We start from the raw sequence: 22,600 nt of genomic DNA, 5'->3' as shown, positions 1-22,600 counted from the left end.
CATGCCAGAAGAAGTGGATAATTTGAAGGGGGCTAATACCTCCAAAAATATAATAAGATACAGCGATGCTGAACTTCAAGAGTTTAAGGAGTTGATTACACAAAAATTGGAGTCTGCGGAAATACAGTTGAGTTATTTGATTGAGGAAATTGAATCTGTAACCGAAAATCCTGAAACACGTTCGGTGGGTATGGGAGAGGCTTCTACTACACAAGAGAAAGAATATTTGAATCAGATGGCTTCTCGACAACGGCAGTATATTCGACATTTAGAAAATGCGCTTATACGTATAGAAAATAAAGTGTATGGAATTTGTCGGGTGACGGGAAAATTGATTGTAAAGGAAAGGTTGAAAGCTGTTCCTCATGCAACTTTGAGCATGGAAGCCAAAACAACGATGCGAAACGGACAACAATGGCAATGATTTTGGATGTAAGACAAAAGATGTAAGAAGCAAGCCTTTGTATTGTTTTGGCTTAAGATGCTATATTTCATTTTAAAATAAGGTAATTTGAAAACTTCGAGAATTGTTTTAATTATTTTAGCGGTATTGTTGATAGATCAGGCCTTAAAAATTTGGATCAAACTCAATATGACTTTGGGGCAGGAATATCAAATTTTTGATTGGTTTATCATTCACTTTATCGAAAATGATGGTATGGCGTTTGGCATCACTTTTGGCGGTGAATATGGAAAGCTGGCTTTGAGTCTTTTTCGAATTGTAGCGGTTGTTTTTATTGGTTTTTTCCTTCGACATTTAGTGCGTACCAAAGCTCCTAATGGATTGATTTTTAGTATGTCTTTAATCATGGCGGGTGCAATTGGCAATATCATTGACAGCACCTTCTATGGAATTTTGTTTTCGGAGAGTACGTATGTGCAAGTGGCTACTTTTTTGCCAGAAAGTGGTGGCTACAAACCTTTTTTGCATGGGTATGTAGTGGATATGTTCTATTTTCCTTTGTTTGAAGGGGTTTATCCTACATGGGTTCCCTACTTGGGCGGTAATACTTTCCGCTTTTTCCAACCTATTTTCAACATTGCCGATTCAGCAATTACGATTGGTGTAGCTGCAATCATCATTTTCCAACGCAGCTTTTTTGCAGAACCGACTGCTGAGAAGGAAATGGAGGTCAATGCTGCTTCGGTGAATACAAATTCTTCTCAAGACAATATTCAGGAGGCTGTTGTGGAGTCATAAATGGGAGTGGGAAATTCGCATTAGGCAAATTGAAGGACATCTATCGTTCCTGTAAATAGCCCTATTTTGTAATCATCAATTTCTCAAAAAGACTTTTCCGTTCCAATTGTCGGCGCACCATAAAGGTGTCGCCGAAAATTCGCCGACGTTTTCCAAACTCGGCGACATTTGAGTGGCTCACTCCACCATCAACTTTCCTCCAATCTCCCCCAAACGATAAAAATAAACCCCACACGCCAAACCCTTATTTAGGAAAAGTAAAAGCCAATGCAGAAAGTTATTATCGAAACGATTTCGCCTAAATCTAATTGGTAAATCAAAATAACAACTTCAAAAGACTGCTTTACAAACAGCAGTCTTTTGATATTCAACAAATTGCAGGAACTATTATTTTAAAGGATTAAGCCAACATCAAACAGTTCCCACTTTCTCCTCCTCTATCAATTCAGGCAATCGACTTTTCAATTTACCAAACAACACTTTGCCTTTCTCGGTCAAATAAGGAAAATGCGATTCCAAAACCGCCAGTATGACCTGCTGCAAACTGATTTTTTCTTCTCCCAAAACCTCCCTCTCCGTCAAAAAAGAATGTAAGATAGCCCAGATATTTTTGGCAAAAAAATCGTAATGTCCCTCATGCGGTTCAGATAGCATAATGCCCTTACCAATAGCCAAGTAGATACCGTTTTTAGAAAAATTAAGCATCTGTTGTATCTGTTCTTCAAACACCATTGCAGCCTCTGGCACCATGCTGATGATTTCCAAAATATCCCGATAAAAAAAGCGGTGTCCGATTTGAAAACGCAAATACGTTTTAATCAAAGAAATGTAATCGTCTTTTTCCAAAAAAGCCATATTTGCACTTCTCGTTGACTTCAACTCCTCCGTCATATACGCCAAAACCGCTTCCATCAAGTCTTTTTTGGTCTTGTAGTGATATGACAAATTACCTGCGCTGATTCCTGCTTTTTTGGCTATATCCTGTAATCGCACATTGCCAACACCTCTCTTATTAAACAATTGAATGGCATTGGCCAATATCTTTTTTTGGGTTTTTTTCATGTCCTACTCAATGATATTTTTCACAAAAATACAAAAAGAAATATCGAATTTGTTTTCTAAATTAGGTTTTAAAACCTAATTTTACGTAAAAATTTATAAGTTCTAACAAAAACACAATGATACCTAAACTTCCAAAAAACCTTGTCTAAAACAGAAATTGACCAATATCTCATTAAATTGCGTACATTCGACAACAATAAAGAAGCTGAATTGAAGGGAATTCGTCAATTTTTGGAAAACGATACGGACAAAAGTTTTGTGATGTACAACAATATGCAATTATAGGTCTTCGCATTAAAAAGGAATAAATCGCAACCCACCCCTGCCCCTCCAAGGAGGGGAATACTTGTACCAAGTGGGAAATTCCCCTCTTGGGAGGGGTAAGGGGTGGGTTTAAGTAATATAAGCAATCAATGCGGAAACCAATAAAAAAAACGCCCGATTTGATTAAAGGAGTCAAAAAGGGAGATGCTTCCTTCAAAGTTTTGATTGCCTACTCATAGCCATCAAGCTAAGGTTTGCTTGTTTCTCATACAGCATTGAACAGGAAGTTTTAATAAAAAAGAAGCACACTATACAGAGGAACTATAAGAAAGCTTCCTTTCTATTATTTGTTCTTGTTCAAGTCCTATCAGACCTCACACTTCGATAAAATATCGGTTCATCGAAGATTTTAGTGGAATGAGACTTTTGTAGTTTATTCTTAAAGATATGGAATGTTTGAAAATCAGTATGTTCTTAAAAGGAAACTACAAAAGTCGTACATTGGCCCAAGAGGAAAAAGTACAAAAGTTGTAATAAAAAATAATATATTGATTAAAATTAAGAACGAGGGTAAACTGATTCAAAAGTAGTCCTTAGAGACCGTATTAGACGTTAGCCCTCGTTCTTTATATCCCATAAAAATCGGACAGTTCAGTAGGCATAAAGCCTGAGTCACGACGCAGATTTCATAGGATATATTTCATCATTATTAGTTTAACATTCAATTTATTACTTTATGAATTCTCTAATTATCGGTATAGATGTAAGTAACAAGACTTTAGACATTGCTTATCAAGAAGATAACCACTGGGTTGATTATCAAATCGAAAATACAATGAAATCCATAGAGGTATTCTTACAAGGTTTTGATGAACAACATATTACTTTTGTTTTAGAACCTACTGGCACTTACAGTGATAAGTTGCTTCATTCTTTAGACAAATCCAACTGCTCTATTAAATTGATTAATCCACAAAAAAGCAGTGCTTTTATGAAAGTCTTAGGCATTACTGCAAAAGATGATAAGCAAGCAGCAAGAGCTTTAGCAATAGCTGGAAAGACACTTGATTTGCCTGATTTTCAAATGCCTAATGAGGATATTCAAAAGAGAAAAAAATGCAAATGGCTCTTAATGCCTTTGAAAAGCAGGAACGACAGACTAAAAATCAAATTCATAGCCTTATGCAGTGTCTTTACACACCAGATGTTGTCTTAGAAGCTTTTCAAGACGTATTGAATACGATACAAGACAATATTCGAAAAATCAAACAAGAATTGGATGCCTTGACTGACATTGGTTTCGATAAATTCAAAGAACTTGCCTGTTCTGTTAAGGGTATTGGCGAAAAATCAGCCCAATTACTATACACATATACTAATGGCTTTGAATTATTTACAAATTCTAAACAATTGGTTAAGTTTGTATACACCGTGCCTTTGACTCATCAATCGGGTTCTTCTGTGTATCGAAAAGGACGCATTTCAAAAGCTGGTCCAGCTCAAATTAGGACAGTTCTTTTCAATGCTACAAGAGCAGCTATACGATTCAATAAAGAATGTAAAGAACTTTTCAATAGACTCCGATCAAAAGGAAAGCCATACAAGGTAGCTAAAGTTGCTGTTATCAACAAGCTGCTTAGGCAAACTTTTGCCGTCGTTAAATCAGGTGTCAAATTTCAAGATGATTATCACAATAAATTCAAAGAACATATTGAATAAAATAACCAATTTAAAAAATAATCCGATTTTTGCTTGCTTTTTAATACAGTTCGTCTTTAACTGCTTCACTAAAAATATCCATGAGTCAAAATATCTTCTGCAAAAATTAGAAACATGACAAAAGGTAAAAAAACAATACTCCAATTCCTCGGCATTTTAGCCGCATTGCTCCTTGTTTTCGGCATCTGGTTTTCTCAAAACTGGTACCGAATGCCTGGCATAATAGCTCGTTGGAAAAACCCAATTGGTGAAAACCAATCCATAACTTGGAAACAAGGTGCTACCACTCGAACCTCCGACAAACCCAATGTTATCGTCATTTTGGTAGATGATTTGGGCTTCAATGAAGTGAGTTCTTATGGTGGTGGAATGGCGAAGGGCAAATTCAAAACGCCCAATATAGACCAATTGGCGGCAGATGGCGTGCTGTGTGCCAATGGTTATTCGGCTCATGCGGTTTGTTCCCCTTCAAGGGCATCTTTGTTGACGGGTAGATATGCGACCCGTTCGGGCTTTGAATATACGCCTACTTCTCCTGGTATGATGAAATTTGTTGCAGGTTTGAGCAAGGAAAAATGGCATCCGCCGATTTACCACGAAGAACTTGAAGGGCAAGGGCCAGAAGTCGATGACATGGGTCTGCCACTTTCAGAAATCACGCTTGCCGAATTGCTCAAACCACAAGGCTATCACACGATTCACTTAGGCAAATGGCACTTGGGAAATAGCAAAAAATACAACCCTGTCAATCAGGGATTTGATGAAAGTTTAGGTTTAAATTCGGGTAGTTTATTCTTGCCCGTAGATGACCCAAATGTGGTAAATGCCAAATTGCCTTTTGACCCAATAGACAAGTTTTTGTGGGGAAATTTGCCCTATGCTGCCAATTGGAACGGTGGACCTCGTTTTCAGCCCAAAGGACATACCACCGATTACCTCACGAATGAAGCGGTGAAAGCCATTGAAGCCAACAAAAACCAACCGTTTTTTATGTACATGGCTTATTGGGCAGTGCATACACCCCTACAAGCAAGCAAGGAAGATTACGATAAATTGTCCTACATTGAAGACCATGCCGAAAGGGTACAGGCTGCAATGGTGATGACTGTGGATAGAGGTGTTGGGAAAATCAGACAAGCTTTGAAAGACAATGGGATTGACCAGAATACGGTGATTGTTTTCACAAGCGACAATGGCGCACCAGGGTATATTGGTTTGCCAGATGTCAACAAACCCTATCGTGGTTGGAAATTGTCTTTGTTTGAAGGGGGTATTCACATTCCTTATATTGTGCATTATCCGAGCAAAATTCCTGCAGGTCAGGTCTATGAAGGACGGGTTTCCAATTTGGATATTTTCTCTACCTTTGGCGCACTTGCAGGGGCAGAAATGCCCACAGACAGACAAATTGATGGGGTCAATATTTTGCCCTATTTGACGGGCGAAAAAGAGGGAGAACCCGACCGAGCTTTATATGCCAAAATCAGCAATTACTCCTACGTTTTGAAAGAAGGTTGGAAACTTCAAATGGATGATTTGCAGCAGAGAAAATGGTTGTTTAATCTGAATATCGATCCAACGGAGCAAAACAACTTGGTGGAACAAGAGCTTCAAAAAGTGGATGAGTTGACTACTTTACTGCAAACCTTTATTGCAGAACAAAAACGGCCAATATGGCCCGCATTGCTGGACAGTCCAATTTATATTGACAAGACATTGAAGGACGAAACAACGATGGAAGATGAATTTATTTATTGGCCGAATTAACTTTGGAAATGAAAATTAAAATGAGAATAAAAATTAAAAAACTGCTTTTTAGCGAAATCGTTTAAAACTTCAAATCAAGGCCTATCTTTGGTAAGTCTTTAACAGAGCCTAAAACAAACACCATCTATGAAACTATTCATTTTATTGACAGGAATCGGAGAATTATTAGTCGGACTACTAATGTTTCTCAAACCAAATGCCATTCCACAATTCGCCAAAGCTTCCCCTATCACACGAGCGACCGCAAGAATGTATGGTGCCGCTGCTATTTCCATTGCAGTCTTCGCTTTATTGGTCGGAACAAATTTTGAGCAAATCGAATTGCACCAACCCTTTCTAACGGTATATTTGGTTTTCCATGCCCTTGTAGCAGCATCCGTTTTTCTCGCTATTCGGTCGGGTGAATCAGCAGATACAAAAGTTGGAATATTGCACACCATTTTGGCCGTAATAACTGCCTATTTTTTGTTCTCATAGGAAGGTATCTAATACCTTTTCCTGAATTGGAATAGAGGGATTCGATACCTCAGTTACCAAACTATTTTTTATTCTTCAAAAAACAAACAACATTAAAATGAACCTAACCAATCAAGTTGTTCCTTCAAAAGAAGAGTTTGTCGACTTCATCAAAAATTACCCCCCGAATACCCCCGTAACGATGGTGAACATCCTGAAATTCAAAGAAAAATCGGGCAATGGCGATGAATCTGGAAAGGCTGCCTATTTGCGGTACAGCAAAAACGTGGCCTCTTTTTTAGAAAAAGCAGGTGGAAAAGTCTTGTGGATGGGCAACATCACCAAAACCATCATTGGGGACTATGATAATCAACCCGATATGATTTTGATAGTGTCTTATCCTTCAAAAGAATCCTTCATCGAGATGTCGACTACACCAGAATATGAACTGGTGAGCAAAGACCGAAAAATTGCATTGGAGTATGGGGCATTGTTGGCTTCAAATACAATTCAATAATCTGAGTTACCCTATACCCCATTCTAACCAATAAATCATCCAAAATGAAAAGGAAACTCTTAATAACTTTCGGTATCCTACTCGCCATCATTGGCATATTTGCACTTGCGCTACCTTCAATCTTACATTCCGCAGGTCTGCATCCAGACCATGCGGATTCAAAACAATACGACCTCAAAGGCAAAAAAGCCTTAATCATCACCACAAGTCATGGCGTATTGAGTGGGTATGGTGAAACAACGGGAAAACCAACAGGTGTTTTTGGATCAGAAATGACCATTCCTTATTACGAGTTTTTGGATGCAGGAATGGAGGTCGACATAGCAAGTATTGAAGGAGGAGAGATTCCAATTGACCCACAGTCTTTTTTGTACATGATAAAATCGGATGCCGATGAACGCTATTTGAAGGATATAGCTTTTCAGGAAAAAGTCAACAATTCCTCTAAAATTGACGATGTAGATTTCACTCAATATGATGCCGTGTGGCTAGCTGGCGGTTGGGGTGCAGCGTATGATTTGGGCCAATCGGAAGTATTGGGCAAAAAATTGAGTGAGGCTTATTATGCTGAAAATCCGATTATTGGAAGTGTTTGTCATGGTGCATTGGGCTTGATTCAAGCGAGGGACACACTGGGTAATTTTTTAATTACTGGCAGAACCATGACAGGCGTAACGGACAAACAATTGAAGGAATTGGGCATTACACAAACTCCCTTGCATCCCGAAACAGAATTGCGAAAGCTGGGTGTTAACTACAAAAGCAATACCGCCAAACGAGATATTTTCGCTACAATTACGGTCATTGATGAAGAACGAAGATTTGTGACAGGACAAAATCAAAATTCAGGACATGAAACAGCGCAGAAAATGATGGAGATTTTGGCGACTAAAGATTGACTTTTATTTCATTTGATAGCAACCTCATCAAAAGTCATTGGTATCAGCAGTCTTTTTTACTATATTGTAGGCACATTCTCCATCTTCAAAACGATGTTTTCGAATCACACTTAATCTAAACAACAAGATGCAAAATCAATACAACTACATCATTATCGGAGCAGGTTCGGCAGGCTGTGTGCTTGCCAATCGATTGTCTGCTGACAGTTCCAAAAAAGTCTTGCTCCTGGAAGCAGGCGGAAAAGATAACAAACAGGATGTGAAAATTCCCGCTGCATTTCCAAAATTATTCAAAACCGAAGTTGACTACGCCTTGCATACGGTGTCGATGTCGAGTATGAACAACCGAGAATTATTCCTCCCTCGTGGAAAAATGTTGGGTGGTTGTAGCAGCATCAATGCAATGATTTACATCAGAGGAAACAAGCAAGATTATGATGAATGGAGTGCATTGGGCAATAAAGGCTGGTCATACAAAGAAGTCTTACCTTACTTCAAAAAAGCAGAGAATCAAGAGGTCATCAAAGATGAGTTTCATGGAACAGGAGGTCCTCTGAATGTCACCAACAGGAACTATACCAATCATTTATCCGATCTTTTTGTGAAAGCAGGACAAGAATTGGGATACTCCAAAAACGATGACTTCAACGGAGCAAAACAAGAGGGATTTGGTTACTATCAAGTCACTCATAAGAATGGCGAGCGATGCAGTGCCGCCAACGGATATTTGCATCCAATTGCAAAACGAACAAACCTGACAATCGAAACCAACGCCAAGGTAGAACGGATTTTGATTGAGAACGGTGTCGCAACAGGCGTAGTTTACCATCAAAACGGAAAGTCTCACGAAGTCAAAGCTGAGAATGAGGTCATACTGAGTGCTGGAGCCTATCACAGCCCACAGATTTTGCAGTTGTCGGGAATCGGAAACGGAGACGATTTGAAGAAACATGACATTCCTGTCGTGAAACACTTACCTGGTGTGGGGCAAAATTTGCAAGACCACATGGTTTACTTTGCCATATTCAATTGCAATTACAAGGACTCCCTTGATTCGGCAGAGAATTTTCCAGTAGTATTGAAAAACCTATTCAATTACCTCATCTTCAAAAAAGGCCCTTTCAGCAGCAACGTTGGAGAAGCAGGAGCTTTCGTCAAATCTTCGCCCGACCAACCTACAACTGATATACAATACCATTTTGCTCCCAATTATTTCGTACAGCACGGCTTTCAAAACCCAAAGAAAGGTAACGGTTTTTCTATTGGAGGAAAAGTGCTGAATCCAAGCAGCAAAGGAACAGTCAAATTGCGCTCTGCCAATTTCCAAGACGACCCTACAATTGACCACAATTATATGAGCACCGATGATGATGTTCAACGTGCCGTTTGGGGATATAAAATGGCAGAAAAACTGGGTATGTCCGATGTATTCAAATCCTACCGAACAGGATTGTATTTGCCAGAAAAATCACTTAAAGACGATGCTGCCATCGCAGATTACATCCGAGCAACAGGAGAAACCTTGTACCATCCCACAAGCACCTGCAAAATGGGCAACGATGATATGGCTGTCGTGGATAGTGAATTAAAGGTTCATGGCATTAAAAATTTGCGGGTCATTGATGCCTCCATTATGCCAAATGTTACACGAGGGAATACAAATGCTCCCACTATTATGATTGCAGAGAAAGCAGCAGATATGATTTTAAGTTGATGCTATCTAAATTTGAAAACATAGTGAAAAAAATAATTACTACAATACTTTCTCTCTTTTGGGCAACCTTCCTGTTTGCCCAAGAAACGACAATAGAAGACTCAATCAGTCAAGATCGCCCCAACATTGTCCTTATTTTGGTAGATGATGCCGCTTTAATGGACTTTGGCTGTTATGGAGGTGAGGCAGCTACTCCCAATATTGACCGATTGGCGAAACGTGGAACGATGTTTACCAACTACCACACCTCTCCAATGTGTGCGCCTTCCCGTTCGATGTTATTGACGGGGTATGACAGTCACTTGACGGGTGTACCCAATTTACCCTTGTTTTTGCCGCCTGAATATGCTGCAAGACCCAATTATGATGGTGTATTGAATGAGGAAGTATGGACCGTTGCCACCCGATTGAAGAAAGAGGACTACCATACGTATGTAACAGGCAAATGGCACTTGGGACATTCTGAATCCAACTTGCCGAGCAAGCGAGGATTTGACCGCACTTATATTTTGGATGCTTCGGGAGCAGACAATTACGAGCAGCGACCTTACTTACCCACTCAAGAATCCAAACCACCGTGGTACAAAGACGGACAGCTCGTTGATTTGCCCGAAGATTTTTATTCTTCTCGAAATTTGGTGGACGAAATGATTCAATTTATGGAGGAAGCTCCAAAAGATGATAATCCATTTTTCTCTTTTCTTTCCTTTCAAGCCGTCCACATTCCCGTACAAGCTCCAAAAGAATACACCGAAAAGTACATCAAAACCTACGAGAAAGGTTGGGGAGCGATTCGACAACAACGCTACGAAAAAGCCAAAAAACTCGGAATCATTCCTGCTGATGCCCCCTTGGGGGATATGTTGCCTGTCCTCAAAAAGTGGGACAACTTGAGTGAGGAGGATAAAAAATTCAAAGCCAAAGCAATGGCGGTCAATGCGGGTATGTTGGAGGCAATGGATTTCCATATTGGTCGCTACATTCAGTATTTGGAAGATAACAATCAATTTAACAATACGGTATTTATCATCACCTCCGATAATGGTCCAGAAGCAAGTTCGGCGGGAGATTCCCGTTCTATGCAGTTGTGGATGAAATATGTTGGTTATCACCACGACTATGAGCGATTGGGGGAAAAAGGTTCGTTCAATTACATTGGCCCTGAATTTGCGAGTGCGGCAGCTTCACCGAGTGCGTACTTCAAATTCTATGCTGGCGAAGGTGGTCTGCGTGTTCCGTTGATTTTTTCGGGCCCTAATATTCCAACCACACAATCTATTCCCGCTTTTTCGATGGTTACGGATGTCACGCCAACGATTTTATCCATTGCAGGAATCACACAAGTTGCCGAAGCTCCTGCGGGTCCAATGACGGGCAAAGATTTATTCCCTTTGATTCACGGAAAAACGGACAGTGTTTATCGTGCAGATGAAACGATAGGGATGGAAGCAGCTGGACAATGTGCGCTCTACAAAGGAGATATGAAACTGGTCAGAAATGGCAGACCTTACGGCGATGGTGTTTGGCGGCTGTATAACCTTCAAAATGACCCAGGTGAAACAAATGATTTATCTAAATCTTCTCCAAAGCTTTTTGCAGAAATGATTCGACATTATTCAGACTATACAACTGAATTTGGTGTGTTGGAAATGGGTATCAATTATGAACCGCTTCAACAAATCCAAACCAAGCTAATGGCCCAATTGAAGACTGCTGCCAAACCGTGGTTTATTGGTTTTGTGGCATTGATGTTGGGGATTTTTGTTTGGAGGAGGCGGAGGAAATTAGTGATTGGTGATTAGTGACTGGTACGGTATAATTTACCATACGCCTTACAAACTCACGCAAGTAAACCCTTATTTTTGAAATCATCGAAATTAAAGACGAGAAGTCAAAGCATGATTCCTTTCTGTAAACGACAGGCATATAGTATTGAGCATAGACTGCCCCAATGAAAAAAACGAAAGGCTATGCTCGATACTAACAAATGATTGATTAGAACGGTAGTCAAAGATTTTCAATGGAGTGCATTGTTGCAGAAAAACTGGATTTTATCAGCTGCAAGCTCAAAACCCATTTCATCACTTTTTTCTAAATCCTCACAAGCCTTATTGTCTTCATGGATGATAAAGTAGGCAATCGAACGGTTGTAATAAGCTTCGGCAAGGTTCTCATCCAATCGAATTGCCTTTGTAAAATCTTCTACAGCCCTCTCGTATTTGCCAAAAAGCAGGTAGATATTGCCTCTATTCTTATAGACTTCGGCTTTGTCAGGTGAATTGTTTACCACCTTGTTCAAATCTTCCAATGCTCCATCATAATCACCAAGCAATTTGAGGGTCAGTCCACGATTTAGGTAAGCCTCCATATACTTATCTCCTTGCATCGCTATCACCTTGTCATAATCCTTCAAGGCTGCTTCTTTGTCATCCAATATTTTGGAAATGAAGGCACGTTCAAAGTAGGCTTTCGTCAAATCACTACGCAGCGCAATCGCCATATCAAGACATTCTTTTGCTTTGATGTATTCTTCCCTCCCTTTGAACGCAATGCTGAGGTTGTACCAAGCAATGGCAAAATCGGGTTCATCGGCTACCAAGTTGCTCAACAAACTGATGGCTTCGTCATACCTTTGTTGCATTGTGAGTATTACTCCCTTCAAATCCAAGGCGATAGGAGAATATGGCTCGATAAGCAATATCGAATCCAACTTAACAACAGCGGCATCGAGTCTTTTTTCCTCTATGTCCTTGATCGCATTGCTCAAAAGACCATACACCATGTTGTTTTCCTCCTCCTTAATTTCGAGGTAATGAGAGGAACTGTAATAATAGTTCATTCGCTGGACAATGCTCAAAGTTTGCATATATTTACTTGGAGTGCTATACAATACATTGAGTCTATTCTGCAATCCATTGAAGCCATACAAATCAGCCGCATAAGGGTTTATTCTACTTGCCTGCAATAAATGTTCGGAAGCTTCACTTTCAAAGCCCGTCATTTGCTTGAATTTTGCTACCTTCAACAATGTTTTTGCAGATTCGGGATATTGAGCCACTTCATTGTTCAATAAAAACAATGCGTATTCAAGGTCATACTGCAAATAACCTTCTACATGCTTTGACTTTATTGGTTGTGCAAACAGTTGGGAGGAAACGAATGTGAAAACTACTATATTGATAGCAATACTTCTCATGATAAGGTTCATCATAGCGATTGGGTTTTAGGCGTGATTATTTACTATTTCGACAGAACATTTGCTTATATTGTCCTATTGTAAAGCACTATATAGAGTTGCTAATAACAGACGATTCAAAGAAAAGTTCAACAAATCCAAACCAAAATGGTCGTACAAGTGAAACCTACTGCCGAACCGTGGTTTTTGGATTTTGTGGTTTTGATTTGAGGCTTTTTGTAGAATTAGTAGAAGGAAAAAGTACAATTGAATTTTGAACATATTTGACAAAAAATAACAATGAAAAAACTCCTCACTATCATTTTTTCTCTGTTTATTCTACTCACTGCAATCGGCTGGATTACCATCACCTTTTTCCCTCAAAAGCTCGTACCAATGATGCTCAACCAACAAATGAAACGCCTCAATCAAGGTGATGATTTGTTGAAAGACACCGAAAGCATCACCATTTATACAGTCGGTACTTCCTCACCCATGCCTGGCAATAGAGCGCAAATAGGTACCGCAGTATTGGTAAACGGTCATTTTTTTATGTTTGATGTGGGCGTTGGAGTCGTCCAAAAAGCGGAGAATATGGGCTTGCCTTTGAACAAGATAGACGGTGTTTTTATTACGCACTATCATTCCGACCATTTCATGGATTTACCCTATCTCATTAGCCGTTCTTGGGTTTTGGGTAGAACGAATGATTTGCATTTGTATGGTCCCGATGGTTTGGACACACTCACTCATGCCATTGACCAACTCCTACACATCGAGAACCAACACCGAGTAGCGCATCACGGGGCAGAACTGATGGATATTAGCAAGGCGAGAGGGATTCCGCATGAGTTCAAGAATGTGCAAGGCGGCAAAGAGGTGGTCTATCAACAGGATGGCATCACGATTACGGCTTTTGATGTGAACCACGAACCGATAGAACCTGCTGTGGGTTATGCGATTGAATACAAGGGCAAAAAGGTGGTCATCAGTGGAGATACGAAGAAAAATGACATGGTGTTGGAGATGGCAAAGAATGCGGATTTGTTGCTACACGAGGTTTTGTTGGTGTCGTTATTGCAGCAAATGGAGGCGAACCTTGAAGCGAATGGTCAAAGTAGAAATTCCAAAATCATCCACGATATTCAAGACTACCACACAAGCCCTGCGGATGTTGCGGAGATTGCTGCAAAGGCGAAGGTGAAACGCTTGGTTTTGCACCATTTTGTGCCTGCGCCTGATTTGAAGGTGGTGGAGAATTTGTATCGAAGGGAGTTGAAGGAGTTTGAGGGTGAGGTGATTTTTGCGGAGGATGGGGATGGGTTTGTGGTGGAATGAAAAATATCATTATGGCATATGTTTCAATCCTAATTTTTCTAAATATTTATTAGCTATTCAAAAAATCACTAATTGTCTTTTTGTCAGTTTCATTAATTGGTCTATTGATTGCAAATAATTGATAAGGCATATAATGTTGATGAATTTCTCTATCATCAAAAATACCAGTATAATTAACAGATTTTGTTAGTTCTAAATCAAAATCTGATTCAGTTTTTAGTAATTCAACGACAGGTCTAATAAACCCTAGAACACCTTCGCCAAATTTCATACAATCTTTCTTGGTAGGTAAATATCCTTTATGAATCACATTATTTCTTAACTGAATATTACTATTGCTAAGTAATTGCGGTTTAACTCCAAATTCCTGCAAATAGATGAATATGAAAGCCCCTAACTGCCTCTCAGATTGTTTGGCAATATTTTTCCATGCTTCTTCAAAAGAAGATATTTTCACACCTCTTGAAATTAGTACTATATTAAGAAAATACTCAATAAATCTTTCATAACATGCAGCAAATGAAACAAAGGACTCAATAAAATATTTATTTGATAGTGAGTGAATTGCATTTTCAAATAGAGTTTGGAAATGATGTGACAAGATATCAGTTTTAAAGATATGTCCTTTAGGACAAGTAACCTCGTAAACACCATCATTATTTGGAGGCAGGTCAACTATAAATTGTTGAAAATCTTCTTTCAAGCATATAGGACAAGATAGGTGGTATTGCATTAAATTATTTTTTTAATAAAAATTCCTAATTGTAAATAGTGCCTGAACGGAAACTCTCAATCATTTGACTATCAAAACATAACTAATTGTTTAAACAAGCGAACTTTTTGCCTATATTTCACGAAGATTCTATATTCTTGTAATAACTTGTTCCTAATTCATTAGGAATTTATTGAAGGTATTGGTATTCTTGAAAATCCAAAAAAGTTCAAATGATTTTTTGCATCCAATAGTTTGACTGTGAACTCCTTGCAAGATTCCGTTCAGACACTAAATACTTCAAAATATTGAGTTGATGTTTTTATAGAAGTCAATTATTCAACTCGTTTTTCATGAAAACAGTTCCATAGGATAAAATCTTATTCAAACTTAGAAAATAGATTATAGGCTTCTTTCTCCATAGTGCCAATAACTATATTCATTCCATAACCAAGAACTTTTCCTTTTTCATTATTTTCTCGCCCTATTTCATCATCCCCCATATTCCCTTTTCACCTGCTCATTGCTCTCAAACAAAATCCCTCTAATCCCATTTTTTGCAGCACTCTCTATTTTGTGTGGACTATCATCAATAAACACCATCGACTCTTTTTCATACTCGTTGATTTGCTCCAATAATTTTTTGAAGAATAGGGGATTGGATTTAACTATCTTGTAATCAAAGGAATAAATTTGGTGGATTGCCCAAGTATCGAAAGCGTATCTTTTGGAAATGTATTCAATAGCCTCTCGGTAATGGTCACTCACAATGACTATCTCGCTGTCTTTTCGGATGAATTCAATCAGTTCTGTGTTTATCTTCAAGGTGTTAAATAGCAATTGAAAGAACTCTTCTCCTAAGAGGGATTGCTGAGTCAATTCATTGTATTCACCCATGAAATCTGGAAACTTACTCACTCCAACATACAAATCTCGTCCATACTTGTGGTTCAATTGGTGGATTATTTCCCAATTGATTTTTTCATTTGAAGTTCCTGTCGATTGGAATACGACTCCGCCGAGGTCTAAAAGGGTTATTTTTTGGGGTTTCATTTTTGGACTGTTGGTGTTGTCTATGAGTTGCATTTAAATAAAATTAGGCGAAATCATTAATGTCTATCAGCATCAAATCAAGATAGACTCCCTGTAGATGATTGAAATCTTTGTCAATGGTTACCAATGTAGCATTCAATACAGAAGCAGTTGAAGCAATCCACAAATCGTTTTTGCCCATATTTCTTGCACTTGTCATCAAGTGTCTGCTTTCGTGTTTTCCTTGACTGAAGGTATCTATTTCTGCATATTGCTCGATAACTCTTTCTGTTTTAATGGGATAAATAGCCATTCCTTCCAACAAATAATTCAAATTGCGTATTTTTTGGTCTCCCCACTTTCTCTGGCGCACAAAAGATTTTAACTCTCCTTCTACCACTACGGAGGTGAAAAGGATGTTGTCAGGGCGTGCATACATCCGATTAAAGTTCTTGGCAAATTGCGGCTTCCTAACCATGGTAAGAAAAATATTGGTGTCTAACAAATAGTTCATGCACTTAGAGTATTTAACATATCTTCCAAGGTTTCATCTTGAAAAAGATGATATTCTATTTTATCAACCGCTTGTCCGAATTTTTTAGAATCGTATTTTTGTTCTTTTACTAAATCTTCCAGTGAAATATGATAGGGCGTGTATTGTAATGAAACATCTTGGAGGTCTATTTCTCCTTTTTTCAAATATTTCTGTTTGGGCTTTCGTTTGTAACCTGCAATGGCTTGTTCAATCAATAGGGTGATTTCATCCAATAGTATTGCATCGTCTATTTGAAAAAGCTTTTTGGCTAACTTTGCCTGTTTAACTGCTATACTCATATCGTGTATTTTTTATCTAAAAAAGATTGTAATCAATTAGCAAATAAACAAATCGCATTCAAATTTGGTTTCCCTATCCTGCGATAATGCTCCCATCAAATCAGGGTGCATCCCAAATTGTCATATTTTGAAAAATTATTTGACAACTGGTGACGATGCTACGCACCTCAAAACATTTTATCTTCCACACTCTACAAACAGAGTCGGAGCTATGCTCCTGATACGCAATTTCTTAGGAGCGTAGTTCCGACCCTGTTTGTAGGACATTATTGAAGGAGTCAATAAAAGGTACAGCGTACCGACACCACCTTACGACAATTTGGGATGCACCCAAACTAATTGAATCCATATTGTTATCTTGGTTTATTCGTTTTGTAATGAGAGTTGATTTGAAAACATTCTTCTATGTCCAAAAGTTTCCAAATTTCTTTCTTTATCTTCACCTCCAAAACAAACACCATGTCACCACAACTTACCTCTTGGAAAAATTCGGGCGAATACATCCCCTACGGCCCTTTCCACCACCAACTATTTGTCAAACAGTTGGGAAACCCTGCTGCAATGGCTCAAAAAACCTTGCTACTCATACATGGTTTTCCAGAATCGTCTTATTCTTTTCATGGAGTAGTCGAGGGAATGTTGCAGATATTTGACCGCATCATTTTGTTTGATATGTTGGGTTATGGACTGAGCGACAAACCCACCGAAAACTACACCTATTCCCTTTTTGAGCAAGCAGATACGGTTTTTGAAGTGTGGAAACATTTTGGGGTGAAAGGAGGACACATGCTTTCACACGATATGGGCGATAGTGTGGCGACAGAGATTGTGGCAAGACATGAAAATGGGCTGATGCCCGCTTGGTTTTCAGAAGGGCTGCAAAGTTTGACCTTCACCAATGGAAGCATGGTTTTGGAGTTGGCAGACTTGCGGATAACCCAAAAAATCTTGCTCTCCAATTATGGGCATTTGTTGAAGAACCTCACGACTTTCAAGCTTTTCAACCAACAAGTTCGCAGCGCACACGGCAATCAAAATTTGTCTAATGAAGAAATCGACATTCTTTGGGAATTGAACAATTTGCAGGAAGGTCGCCAGAAAACCCACCTGACCATCAAGTACTTGAACGACCGAAAACGCTTTGAAAAGACCCGTTGGTTGCCCGCTTTGGCGCAGACCAAACTGCCTGTGCATATTTGTTGGGGGGATGAAGATGCCGTTGCAAAGATCGAAATGGCGTTTTACCTCAAAAAGAATGTTTGCAAGAATGCTAAATTGACGGTTATGGAGGGTTTGGGGCATTTTTGCCAAATAGGGAGTCCAGAGAAATGGGTGGAATATGTGGGGGCGTTTTATAAGAAAGTGATTGGTTGATTAGTGACTGGTGATCTACAAAAAAATGGCTTCAAAGTTCGAGAAAAATTGAAAATCAAAATTACAAAACATAAAACATCTGGTTCATCGAAGATTTTAGTGTAATGAGACTTTTGTAGTTTACCCTTAAAGATATGGAATGTTTGAAAATCAGTATGCTCTCAAAAGAAAACTACAAAAGTCTTTGACTGCTCCACTAAAAGTATCCATGAGCCAAACATCTTACAGATTAAATATGATTCACCAAAACTTCAAATTCAGCAAATTCCTATTTTTTGTTATTTTTTTAGGATTGACCTCTTGTCAAAGTGATACCGTTACTATTCAAACCCCATCGGGGCAAGAAAATATAGCCTCTGATGAACTGTTGAAGATTGTGGGAGAAGCCTACATCTATGGCTACCCTTTGGTTTTGATGGACTTGACCAAAAGAGTCACAACGAACGTAGAAAAACCGCATCCTGTTAGACCTCTCGCTCCTGTCAATCAATTGGGGCATTTTAGAAAGTTTCCCGACCATACATTGACGGCTGTGGTCAAACCGAATGTAGATACTTATTACTCAATTGCTTGGCTGGATTTGGCGGCAGAACCTCAAGTTTTGTCCATGCCTGCAACAGAGCGTTATTATTTGCTGCAAATGTTGGATGCCTATTTCAATGTTTTTGCTTCACCTGGCACTCGTACCACAGGTACAGAGGCACAGACCATCTTGATTGCTGGCCCCAATTGGCAAGGAGAAACACCCGAAGGTTTCGATTTGATACAAGCACCTACGGAGATGGTTTGGATGTTGGGCAGAATACAAGTCAACAATCCAGAAGACGGCGCAACAGTCGTGAGGGCTATTCAAGATAGCATGAAGCTTGTCCCGCTAAGTGCTTATGGCAAAAAAGATTACACTCCTCCAATCGGAATAGTCAAACCTGAAAACAAAGACATTGTGCCTGTCAAAACGATTCGAGAATTGGATGTAAACACCTATTTCAATCGAATGACAGAACTGATGGTGCAAAACCCTCCTGCGGCTGCGGATTCTGCAATCGTGAAAAAAATGGCAAAAATTGGTTTGGTGGCAGGTCAGTCCTTCAATTTGAATCCTGATGACTTTGTTTTGAAAACCAAGTTGAATGCTCTGCCTAATTTTATCCACAAAAAAATGGAGGAAAGACGTGCCAATCCCGACACAAGTTTGCTGACCAATGGATGGATGTTTGTACGTGAAGGCATTGGTACTTATGGAACAGATTATTTGCGGAGAGCCTATATTGACTTTATTGCATTGGGGGCTTGTATTCCAGAAGATGCTGTTTACCCCAATTGTACCTTAGATGCCAATAACAAACCCTTAGATGCCCAAAACAACTATCAAATTCATTTTGAAGCCAACCAAATACCTCCTGCTCGTGCTTTTTGGTCTTTGACCGCTTACAATGCCGATGAGTTTCTGGTCGAAAATGAGCTGAATCGCTTTGCTTTAGGAGATAGAGATGATTTGAAGTACAACAAAGATGGGTCTTTGGATTTGTACATTCAGTCAGAAAGTCCTTCAAAGGAAAACTTATCCAATTGGTTGCCAATTCCCCAAAGAGGAGCTTTTTCTTTGACTTTGAGGGTGTATTGGCCGAAAGAGGAAGTGCTGAATGGAGATTGGGAAATTCCCTTTGTAGTTCCAGTAGAATAGTAGAATTGAAGTGAGATAGTCGTCCAAAACTCGTCAAAAAAATAGGTTCTGGCTGTTTATCAAAATAGATAATCGTCCAAAACTCCTAAAAAAAGGCAGTTTTGGACGATTATCTCGTTAAAAAACTTTATCTTGTAAGCATTATTTTCACTAAATAAGGGCTATGACTGCAAGAGTAATAGGACGAGAAAAAGAACAGTCTATCCTCCAAGAATTGTTGTTGTCAGAAGAAGCAGAATTTGTTGCTTTATATGGCAGGAGGCGAGTAGGCAAGACTTTTTTGGTAGAAACAGTTTATAAGAAAGAGATTGTTTTTTCGATTACGGGTCTGAATAAAACGGGGAAAGACCTGCAATTGGAGAATTTTATGAATGTACTGAATTCTAAACTGAGCGGAACAGCACAAATTCCGACAAGACCCAAAACTTGGCTCAAAGCTTTCTATATTTTACAGCAATATTTGGAAGGATTGAAGCGCAAGCATAAAATGGTGGTGTTTATTGATGAACTACCGTGGTTGGCAACCAGCAAATCTGGTTTTTTATCTGCTTTAGAAAATTTTTGGAATAGTTGGGCTTCCAAGAGAGCAAATATTATTGTTTTGGTTTGTGGGTCAGCGGCATCGTGGATGATTTCAAATATCATCAAGAGTAGAGGGGGGTTGCACAATCGAATCACAAAGAGAATCAGACTATTGCCTTTTAATTTATACGAAACCGAAGCCTATCTAAAAAGTAGAAATATTCAGTTAGAACGATACGATTTGCTTCAATTGTATATGGTAATGGGGGGCATTCCTCACTATTTGAAGGAAGTGAAAAGAGGGAAAAGTGCTACTCAAATTATTGATGAGGTGTGTTTTAGCAAAGATGGGCTTTTGCGAGATGAATTCATAAATTTGTACGAAGGTCTATTCAACAAGGCAGAAAGGTATATTAATGTGATAAAAGCTTTGGCAAAGAAACCCAATGGTTTGACAAGAAAAGAACTGATACAAGCGACAAAACTTTCGTCAGGAGGAACTACTTCCAAAATATTTGATAGTTTAGAAGAGTCTGGTTTCATCGTAAAATATTTGCCCATAGGAAAAAACCTAAAATTGGCACTTTACAAACTGAGTGACCCGTATTCAGCTTTTTATCTCAAGTTCATTGCCAACTCTAGAGCAAGCGGAACGGGTAGTTGGATAAAAAAATCGGAACAAAGCACTTGGAAAAGTTGGAGTGGTTTTGCTTTTGAAAGATTGTGCTTGGCTCACATTCCACAAATCAAAGCAGCCTTGGGAATAAGTGGAATTTACACAGAAGAATCTTCGTGGCGAAAAGCAGGAACAGAAGGTAATATGGGTAGTCAAATAGATTTGGTCATAGATAGAGGCGACAATGTTATCAATATATGTGAAATCAAATTTTCTCAATACCCTTTTGTGATTAATAAAAATTACGCTGATGAACTGCGAACCAAATTAACTATTTTTAAGCAAAGTACGAAATTTACCAAATCGCTTTTTCTGACAATGATAACCACTTTTGGTTTGGTAGAAAACAAATATAGCACCTCACTGATACAGCAAAGTATTGATATGGATGCGCTGTTTAAGGAAGAATCGAAAAGTTAAAATAAAACCAATGTCCAACAATTCTACAAAACTCTCCGCCCCTGCAAGACAAGGTGAAATCTACATCAAAGGCATGATGGGCGCAAAACCGATTGTTCCGTTTGACCCCAAAAAACTGGAAGCACTTGCCAAAGAGAAAATGACTGCAAAGGCAGGCGGCTACATCATTGGCGGAGCAGGTACAGATGATACCGTTCGGGAAAACTCGGATGCTTTTGCCAAATACCGCATTTACCCTCGAATGTTGCGGGATGTATCGGTGCGAGATACAAGCACGGAATTGTTTGGAGTCAAAATCCCCTCCCCGATTTTGACCTGCCCGATTGGCGTATTGGAAATGGTGCATGACGAAGCCGATAAAGCAGTGGGTCGAGCTGCTGCAAAATTGGGTATTCCGATGATTATCTCCAATCAGGCTTCTTACTCGATGGAGGAAATCACCGCAGATATGGGCGACAGCCCTCGATGGTTTCAACTGTATTGGAGCAAATCGAATGACTTGGTAAAGAGCTTGGTACAACGTGCTGAACGCTGTGGATGCACTGCAATTGCGGTGACTTTGGATACGACAATGTTGGGTTGGCGGGTACAAGATTTGGACTTGATGCACCTTCCATTTTTGACAGGTCAAGGCATTGCTCAATATACAAGTGATCCCGTTTTTAGGCAGATTGTGGCAAATATGGATTTTGGAGCGGATGCGCTGCAAGTACCTGGTGTAGATGCAGAAACCTTCAAAATGGTGCAGGCTTTTACGGGTATTTATTCCCGTCCGTCTATCACTTGGGAAGACTTGGCTTTTTTGCGGACTGTGACCGATTTGCCGATTTTGTTGAAGGGAATTTTGCATCCTGAAGATGGTGCTTTGGCGGTGAAATACGGCATGGATGGCATCATTGTTTCGAATCACGGTGGGCGGCAAGTAGATGGTGCGATTGCTGCAATTGATGCTTTACCGAAGGTGGTGGAAGCAGTTCGCAAGGCGGGCAGTGATATACCGATTTTGATGGACAGTGGGATTCGGACAGGCGCAGATGTTTTCAAGGCTTTGGCTTTGGGTGCAAAGGCAGTTTGTGTGGGTCGCCCGCATGCTTATGGCTTGGCGATTACAGGACAACAGGGCGTGGAAGAGGTTTTGGTGAATTTGATGGCGGAGTTTGAGTTTACGATGGCTTTGGCGGGGTGCAAGGATTTGGGGGAGATAGGAGGAGAGTGTTTGGTTTGATAACTAAAT

At 39.4% G+C, this 22,600-nt stretch carries 22 protein-coding genes; 16 read left to right on the top strand and 6 right to left on the bottom strand.

Going from position 1 to position 22,600, the window contains the following annotated elements; genetic code table 11:
• The first annotated feature begins 1 nt into the window (after position 1).
• Both R3E32_04440 and R3E32_04435 read left to right on the top strand, forming a co-directional pair.
• Entirely contained in the window at positions 2–424 is a 423-nt protein-coding gene (locus tag R3E32_04440) for a TraR/DksA family transcriptional regulator (GenBank protein MEZ4883968.1), read from the top strand.
• 87 nt (positions 425–511) lie between these two features.
• Complete coding sequence (locus R3E32_04435; protein ID MEZ4883967.1) at positions 512–1,201, top strand: lipoprotein signal peptidase; 690 nt, start codon at positions 512–514, stop codon at positions 1,199–1,201.
• A gap of 411 nt (positions 1,202–1,612) precedes the next feature.
• Here R3E32_04435 and R3E32_04430 read toward each other — a convergent pair whose 3' ends face one another.
• Positions 1,613–2,263 carry a TetR/AcrR family transcriptional regulator gene (locus R3E32_04430; GenBank protein ID MEZ4883966.1) on the bottom strand — a complete coding sequence of 217 codons (651 nt, stop codon included), beginning with the start codon at positions 2,261–2,263 and terminating at the stop codon, positions 1,613–1,615.
• A gap of 141 nt (positions 2,264–2,404) precedes the next feature.
• Here R3E32_04430 and R3E32_04425 point away from each other — a divergent pair, with 141 nt between their 5' ends.
• The 9 genes from R3E32_04425 (at position 2,405) to R3E32_04385 (ending at position 11,401) form a co-directional block, all read left to right on the top strand.
• Positions 2,405–2,548, top strand: coding sequence for a hypothetical protein (locus R3E32_04425; protein ID MEZ4883965.1), 144 nt, complete (start codon positions 2,405–2,407; stop codon positions 2,546–2,548).
• Positions 2,549–3,263: 715 nt separating this feature from the next.
• Entirely contained in the window at positions 3,264–3,743 is a 480-nt protein-coding gene (locus R3E32_04420; protein MEZ4883964.1) for a transposase, read from the top strand.
• Positions 3,710–4,246, top strand: a complete 537-nt coding sequence (locus R3E32_04415; protein MEZ4883963.1) for a transposase — start codon at positions 3,710–3,712, stop codon at positions 4,244–4,246. Before R3E32_04420 ends, R3E32_04415 begins: the two co-directional genes overlap by 34 nt.
• Before the next feature lie 114 nt (positions 4,247–4,360).
• Positions 4,361–6,013, top strand: coding sequence for a sulfatase-like hydrolase/transferase (locus tag R3E32_04410; GenBank protein ID MEZ4883962.1), 1,653 nt, complete (start codon positions 4,361–4,363; stop codon positions 6,011–6,013).
• A 126-nt stretch (positions 6,014–6,139) separates the two neighbouring features.
• Positions 6,140–6,490 (top strand): hypothetical protein, encoded by a 351-nt coding sequence (locus R3E32_04405; protein ID MEZ4883961.1) that lies wholly within the window; start codon positions 6,140–6,142, stop codon positions 6,488–6,490.
• Between the two features lie 97 nt (positions 6,491–6,587).
• Entirely contained in the window at positions 6,588–6,986 is a 399-nt protein-coding gene (locus R3E32_04400; protein MEZ4883960.1) for a DUF1330 domain-containing protein, read from the top strand.
• 44 nt (positions 6,987–7,030) lie between these two features.
• Complete coding sequence (locus R3E32_04395; GenBank protein ID MEZ4883959.1) at positions 7,031–7,885, top strand: type 1 glutamine amidotransferase domain-containing protein; 855 nt, start codon at positions 7,031–7,033, stop codon at positions 7,883–7,885.
• Positions 7,886–8,012: 127 nt separating this feature from the next.
• Positions 8,013–9,599: a choline dehydrogenase gene (locus tag R3E32_04390; protein MEZ4883958.1), complete on the top strand. Its 1,587-nt coding sequence runs from the start codon at positions 8,013–8,015 to the stop codon at positions 9,597–9,599.
• A gap of 23 nt (positions 9,600–9,622) precedes the next feature.
• Positions 9,623–11,401: an arylsulfatase gene (locus tag R3E32_04385; protein ID MEZ4883957.1), complete on the top strand. Its 1,779-nt coding sequence runs from the start codon at positions 9,623–9,625 to the stop codon at positions 11,399–11,401.
• Between the two features lie 215 nt (positions 11,402–11,616).
• Here the strand turns inward: R3E32_04385 and R3E32_04380 are convergent, their stop codons facing one another.
• Complete coding sequence (locus tag R3E32_04380) at positions 11,617–12,810, bottom strand: tetratricopeptide repeat protein (GenBank protein MEZ4883956.1); 1,194 nt, start codon at positions 12,808–12,810, stop codon at positions 11,617–11,619.
• Positions 12,811–13,074: 264 nt separating this feature from the next.
• Between R3E32_04380 and R3E32_04375 the strand changes: the two genes are divergently transcribed.
• Positions 13,075–14,112 carry an MBL fold metallo-hydrolase gene (locus tag R3E32_04375; protein ID MEZ4883955.1) on the top strand — a complete coding sequence of 346 codons (1,038 nt, stop codon included), beginning with the start codon at positions 13,075–13,077 and terminating at the stop codon, positions 14,110–14,112.
• A 49-nt stretch (positions 14,113–14,161) separates the two neighbouring features.
• On the opposite strand, the gene R3E32_04370 is transcribed toward R3E32_04375, so the two are convergent.
• From R3E32_04370 to R3E32_04355, 4 genes are all read right to left on the bottom strand, one after another.
• Entirely contained in the window at positions 14,162–14,845 is a 684-nt protein-coding gene (locus tag R3E32_04370; protein ID MEZ4883954.1) for a hypothetical protein, read from the bottom strand.
• Positions 14,846–15,316: 471 nt separating this feature from the next.
• Complete coding sequence (locus R3E32_04365; protein ID MEZ4883953.1) at positions 15,317–15,910, bottom strand: NIF family HAD-type phosphatase; 594 nt, start codon at positions 15,908–15,910, stop codon at positions 15,317–15,319.
• 10 nt (positions 15,911–15,920) lie between these two features.
• Positions 15,921–16,370 (bottom strand): type II toxin-antitoxin system VapC family toxin, encoded by a 450-nt coding sequence (locus R3E32_04360; protein MEZ4883952.1) that lies wholly within the window; start codon positions 16,368–16,370, stop codon positions 15,921–15,923.
• On the bottom strand, positions 16,367–16,690 hold the full coding sequence (locus R3E32_04355; protein ID MEZ4883951.1) for a hypothetical protein: 324 nt from the start codon (positions 16,688–16,690) through the stop codon (positions 16,367–16,369). Before R3E32_04355 ends, R3E32_04360 begins: the two co-directional genes overlap by 4 nt.
• Positions 16,691–17,095: 405 nt before the next feature.
• Between R3E32_04355 and R3E32_04350 the strand changes: the two genes are divergently transcribed.
• The 4 genes from R3E32_04350 to R3E32_04335 all read left to right on the top strand — a co-directional run bounded on the left by R3E32_04350 (position 17,096) and on the right by R3E32_04335 (position 22,591).
• On the top strand, positions 17,096–18,064 hold the full coding sequence (locus R3E32_04350; protein MEZ4883950.1) for an alpha/beta hydrolase: 969 nt from the start codon (positions 17,096–17,098) through the stop codon (positions 18,062–18,064).
• A 208-nt stretch (positions 18,065–18,272) separates the two neighbouring features.
• Positions 18,273–19,748 (top strand): DUF1254 domain-containing protein, encoded by a 1,476-nt coding sequence (locus tag R3E32_04345; protein ID MEZ4883949.1) that lies wholly within the window; start codon positions 18,273–18,275, stop codon positions 19,746–19,748.
• A gap of 163 nt (positions 19,749–19,911) precedes the next feature.
• The gene (locus tag R3E32_04340) at positions 19,912–21,366 is read left to right on the top strand and encodes an ATP-binding protein (GenBank protein MEZ4883948.1); all 1,455 of its coding nucleotides are present in this window, start codon (positions 19,912–19,914) and stop codon (positions 21,364–21,366) included.
• Positions 21,367–21,376: 10 nt separating this feature from the next.
• A complete protein-coding gene (locus R3E32_04335; GenBank protein ID MEZ4883947.1) occupies positions 21,377–22,591 on the top strand; it encodes a lactate 2-monooxygenase in 1,215 nt (404 codons plus the stop codon).
• Positions 22,592–22,600: the final 9 nt, after the last annotated feature.

Source organism: Chitinophagales bacterium (assembly GCA_041392475.1).
Taxonomy (GTDB): domain Bacteria; phylum Bacteroidota; class Bacteroidia; order Chitinophagales; family UBA2359; genus JAUHXA01.
The sequence above is the reverse complement of the archived record's forward strand: the minus strand, read 5'-3'. Positions and strand labels throughout refer to the sequence as shown.

Excerpts from the sequence above, each read along its gene's own strand:
- R3E32_04440 (MEZ4883968.1), top strand. The coding sequence starts at position 2 with ATGCCAGAAGAAGTGGATAATTTGAAGGGGGCTAATACCTCCAAAAAT.
- R3E32_04430 (MEZ4883966.1), bottom strand. The coding sequence starts at position 2,263 with ATGAAAAAAACCCAAAAAAAGATATTGGCCAATGCCATTCAATTGTTT.
- R3E32_04420 (MEZ4883964.1), top strand. The coding sequence starts at position 3,264 with ATGAATTCTCTAATTATCGGTATAGATGTAAGTAACAAGACTTTAGAC.
- R3E32_04415 (MEZ4883963.1), top strand. The coding sequence starts at position 3,710 with ATGCAGTGTCTTTACACACCAGATGTTGTCTTAGAAGCTTTTCAAGAC.
- R3E32_04410 (MEZ4883962.1), top strand. The coding sequence starts at position 4,361 with ATGACAAAAGGTAAAAAAACAATACTCCAATTCCTCGGCATTTTAGCC.
- R3E32_04405 (MEZ4883961.1), top strand. The coding sequence starts at position 6,140 with ATGAAACTATTCATTTTATTGACAGGAATCGGAGAATTATTAGTCGGA.
- R3E32_04400 (MEZ4883960.1), top strand. The coding sequence starts at position 6,588 with ATGAACCTAACCAATCAAGTTGTTCCTTCAAAAGAAGAGTTTGTCGAC.
- R3E32_04395 (MEZ4883959.1), top strand. The coding sequence starts at position 7,031 with ATGAAAAGGAAACTCTTAATAACTTTCGGTATCCTACTCGCCATCATT.
- R3E32_04390 (MEZ4883958.1), top strand. The coding sequence starts at position 8,013 with ATGCAAAATCAATACAACTACATCATTATCGGAGCAGGTTCGGCAGGC.
- R3E32_04380 (MEZ4883956.1), bottom strand. The coding sequence starts at position 12,810 with ATGATGAACCTTATCATGAGAAGTATTGCTATCAATATAGTAGTTTTC.
- R3E32_04375 (MEZ4883955.1), top strand. The coding sequence starts at position 13,075 with ATGAAAAAACTCCTCACTATCATTTTTTCTCTGTTTATTCTACTCACT.
- R3E32_04370 (MEZ4883954.1), bottom strand. The coding sequence starts at position 14,845 with ATGCAATACCACCTATCTTGTCCTATATGCTTGAAAGAAGATTTTCAA.
- R3E32_04365 (MEZ4883953.1), bottom strand. The coding sequence starts at position 15,910 with ATGCAACTCATAGACAACACCAACAGTCCAAAAATGAAACCCCAAAAA.
- R3E32_04360 (MEZ4883952.1), bottom strand. The coding sequence starts at position 16,370 with ATGAACTATTTGTTAGACACCAATATTTTTCTTACCATGGTTAGGAAG.
- R3E32_04355 (MEZ4883951.1), bottom strand. The coding sequence starts at position 16,690 with ATGAGTATAGCAGTTAAACAGGCAAAGTTAGCCAAAAAGCTTTTTCAA.
- R3E32_04350 (MEZ4883950.1), top strand. The coding sequence starts at position 17,096 with ATGTCCAAAAGTTTCCAAATTTCTTTCTTTATCTTCACCTCCAAAACA.
- R3E32_04345 (MEZ4883949.1), top strand. The coding sequence starts at position 18,273 with ATGAGCCAAACATCTTACAGATTAAATATGATTCACCAAAACTTCAAA.
- R3E32_04340 (MEZ4883948.1), top strand. The coding sequence starts at position 19,912 with ATGACTGCAAGAGTAATAGGACGAGAAAAAGAACAGTCTATCCTCCAA.
- R3E32_04335 (MEZ4883947.1), top strand. The coding sequence starts at position 21,377 with ATGTCCAACAATTCTACAAAACTCTCCGCCCCTGCAAGACAAGGTGAA.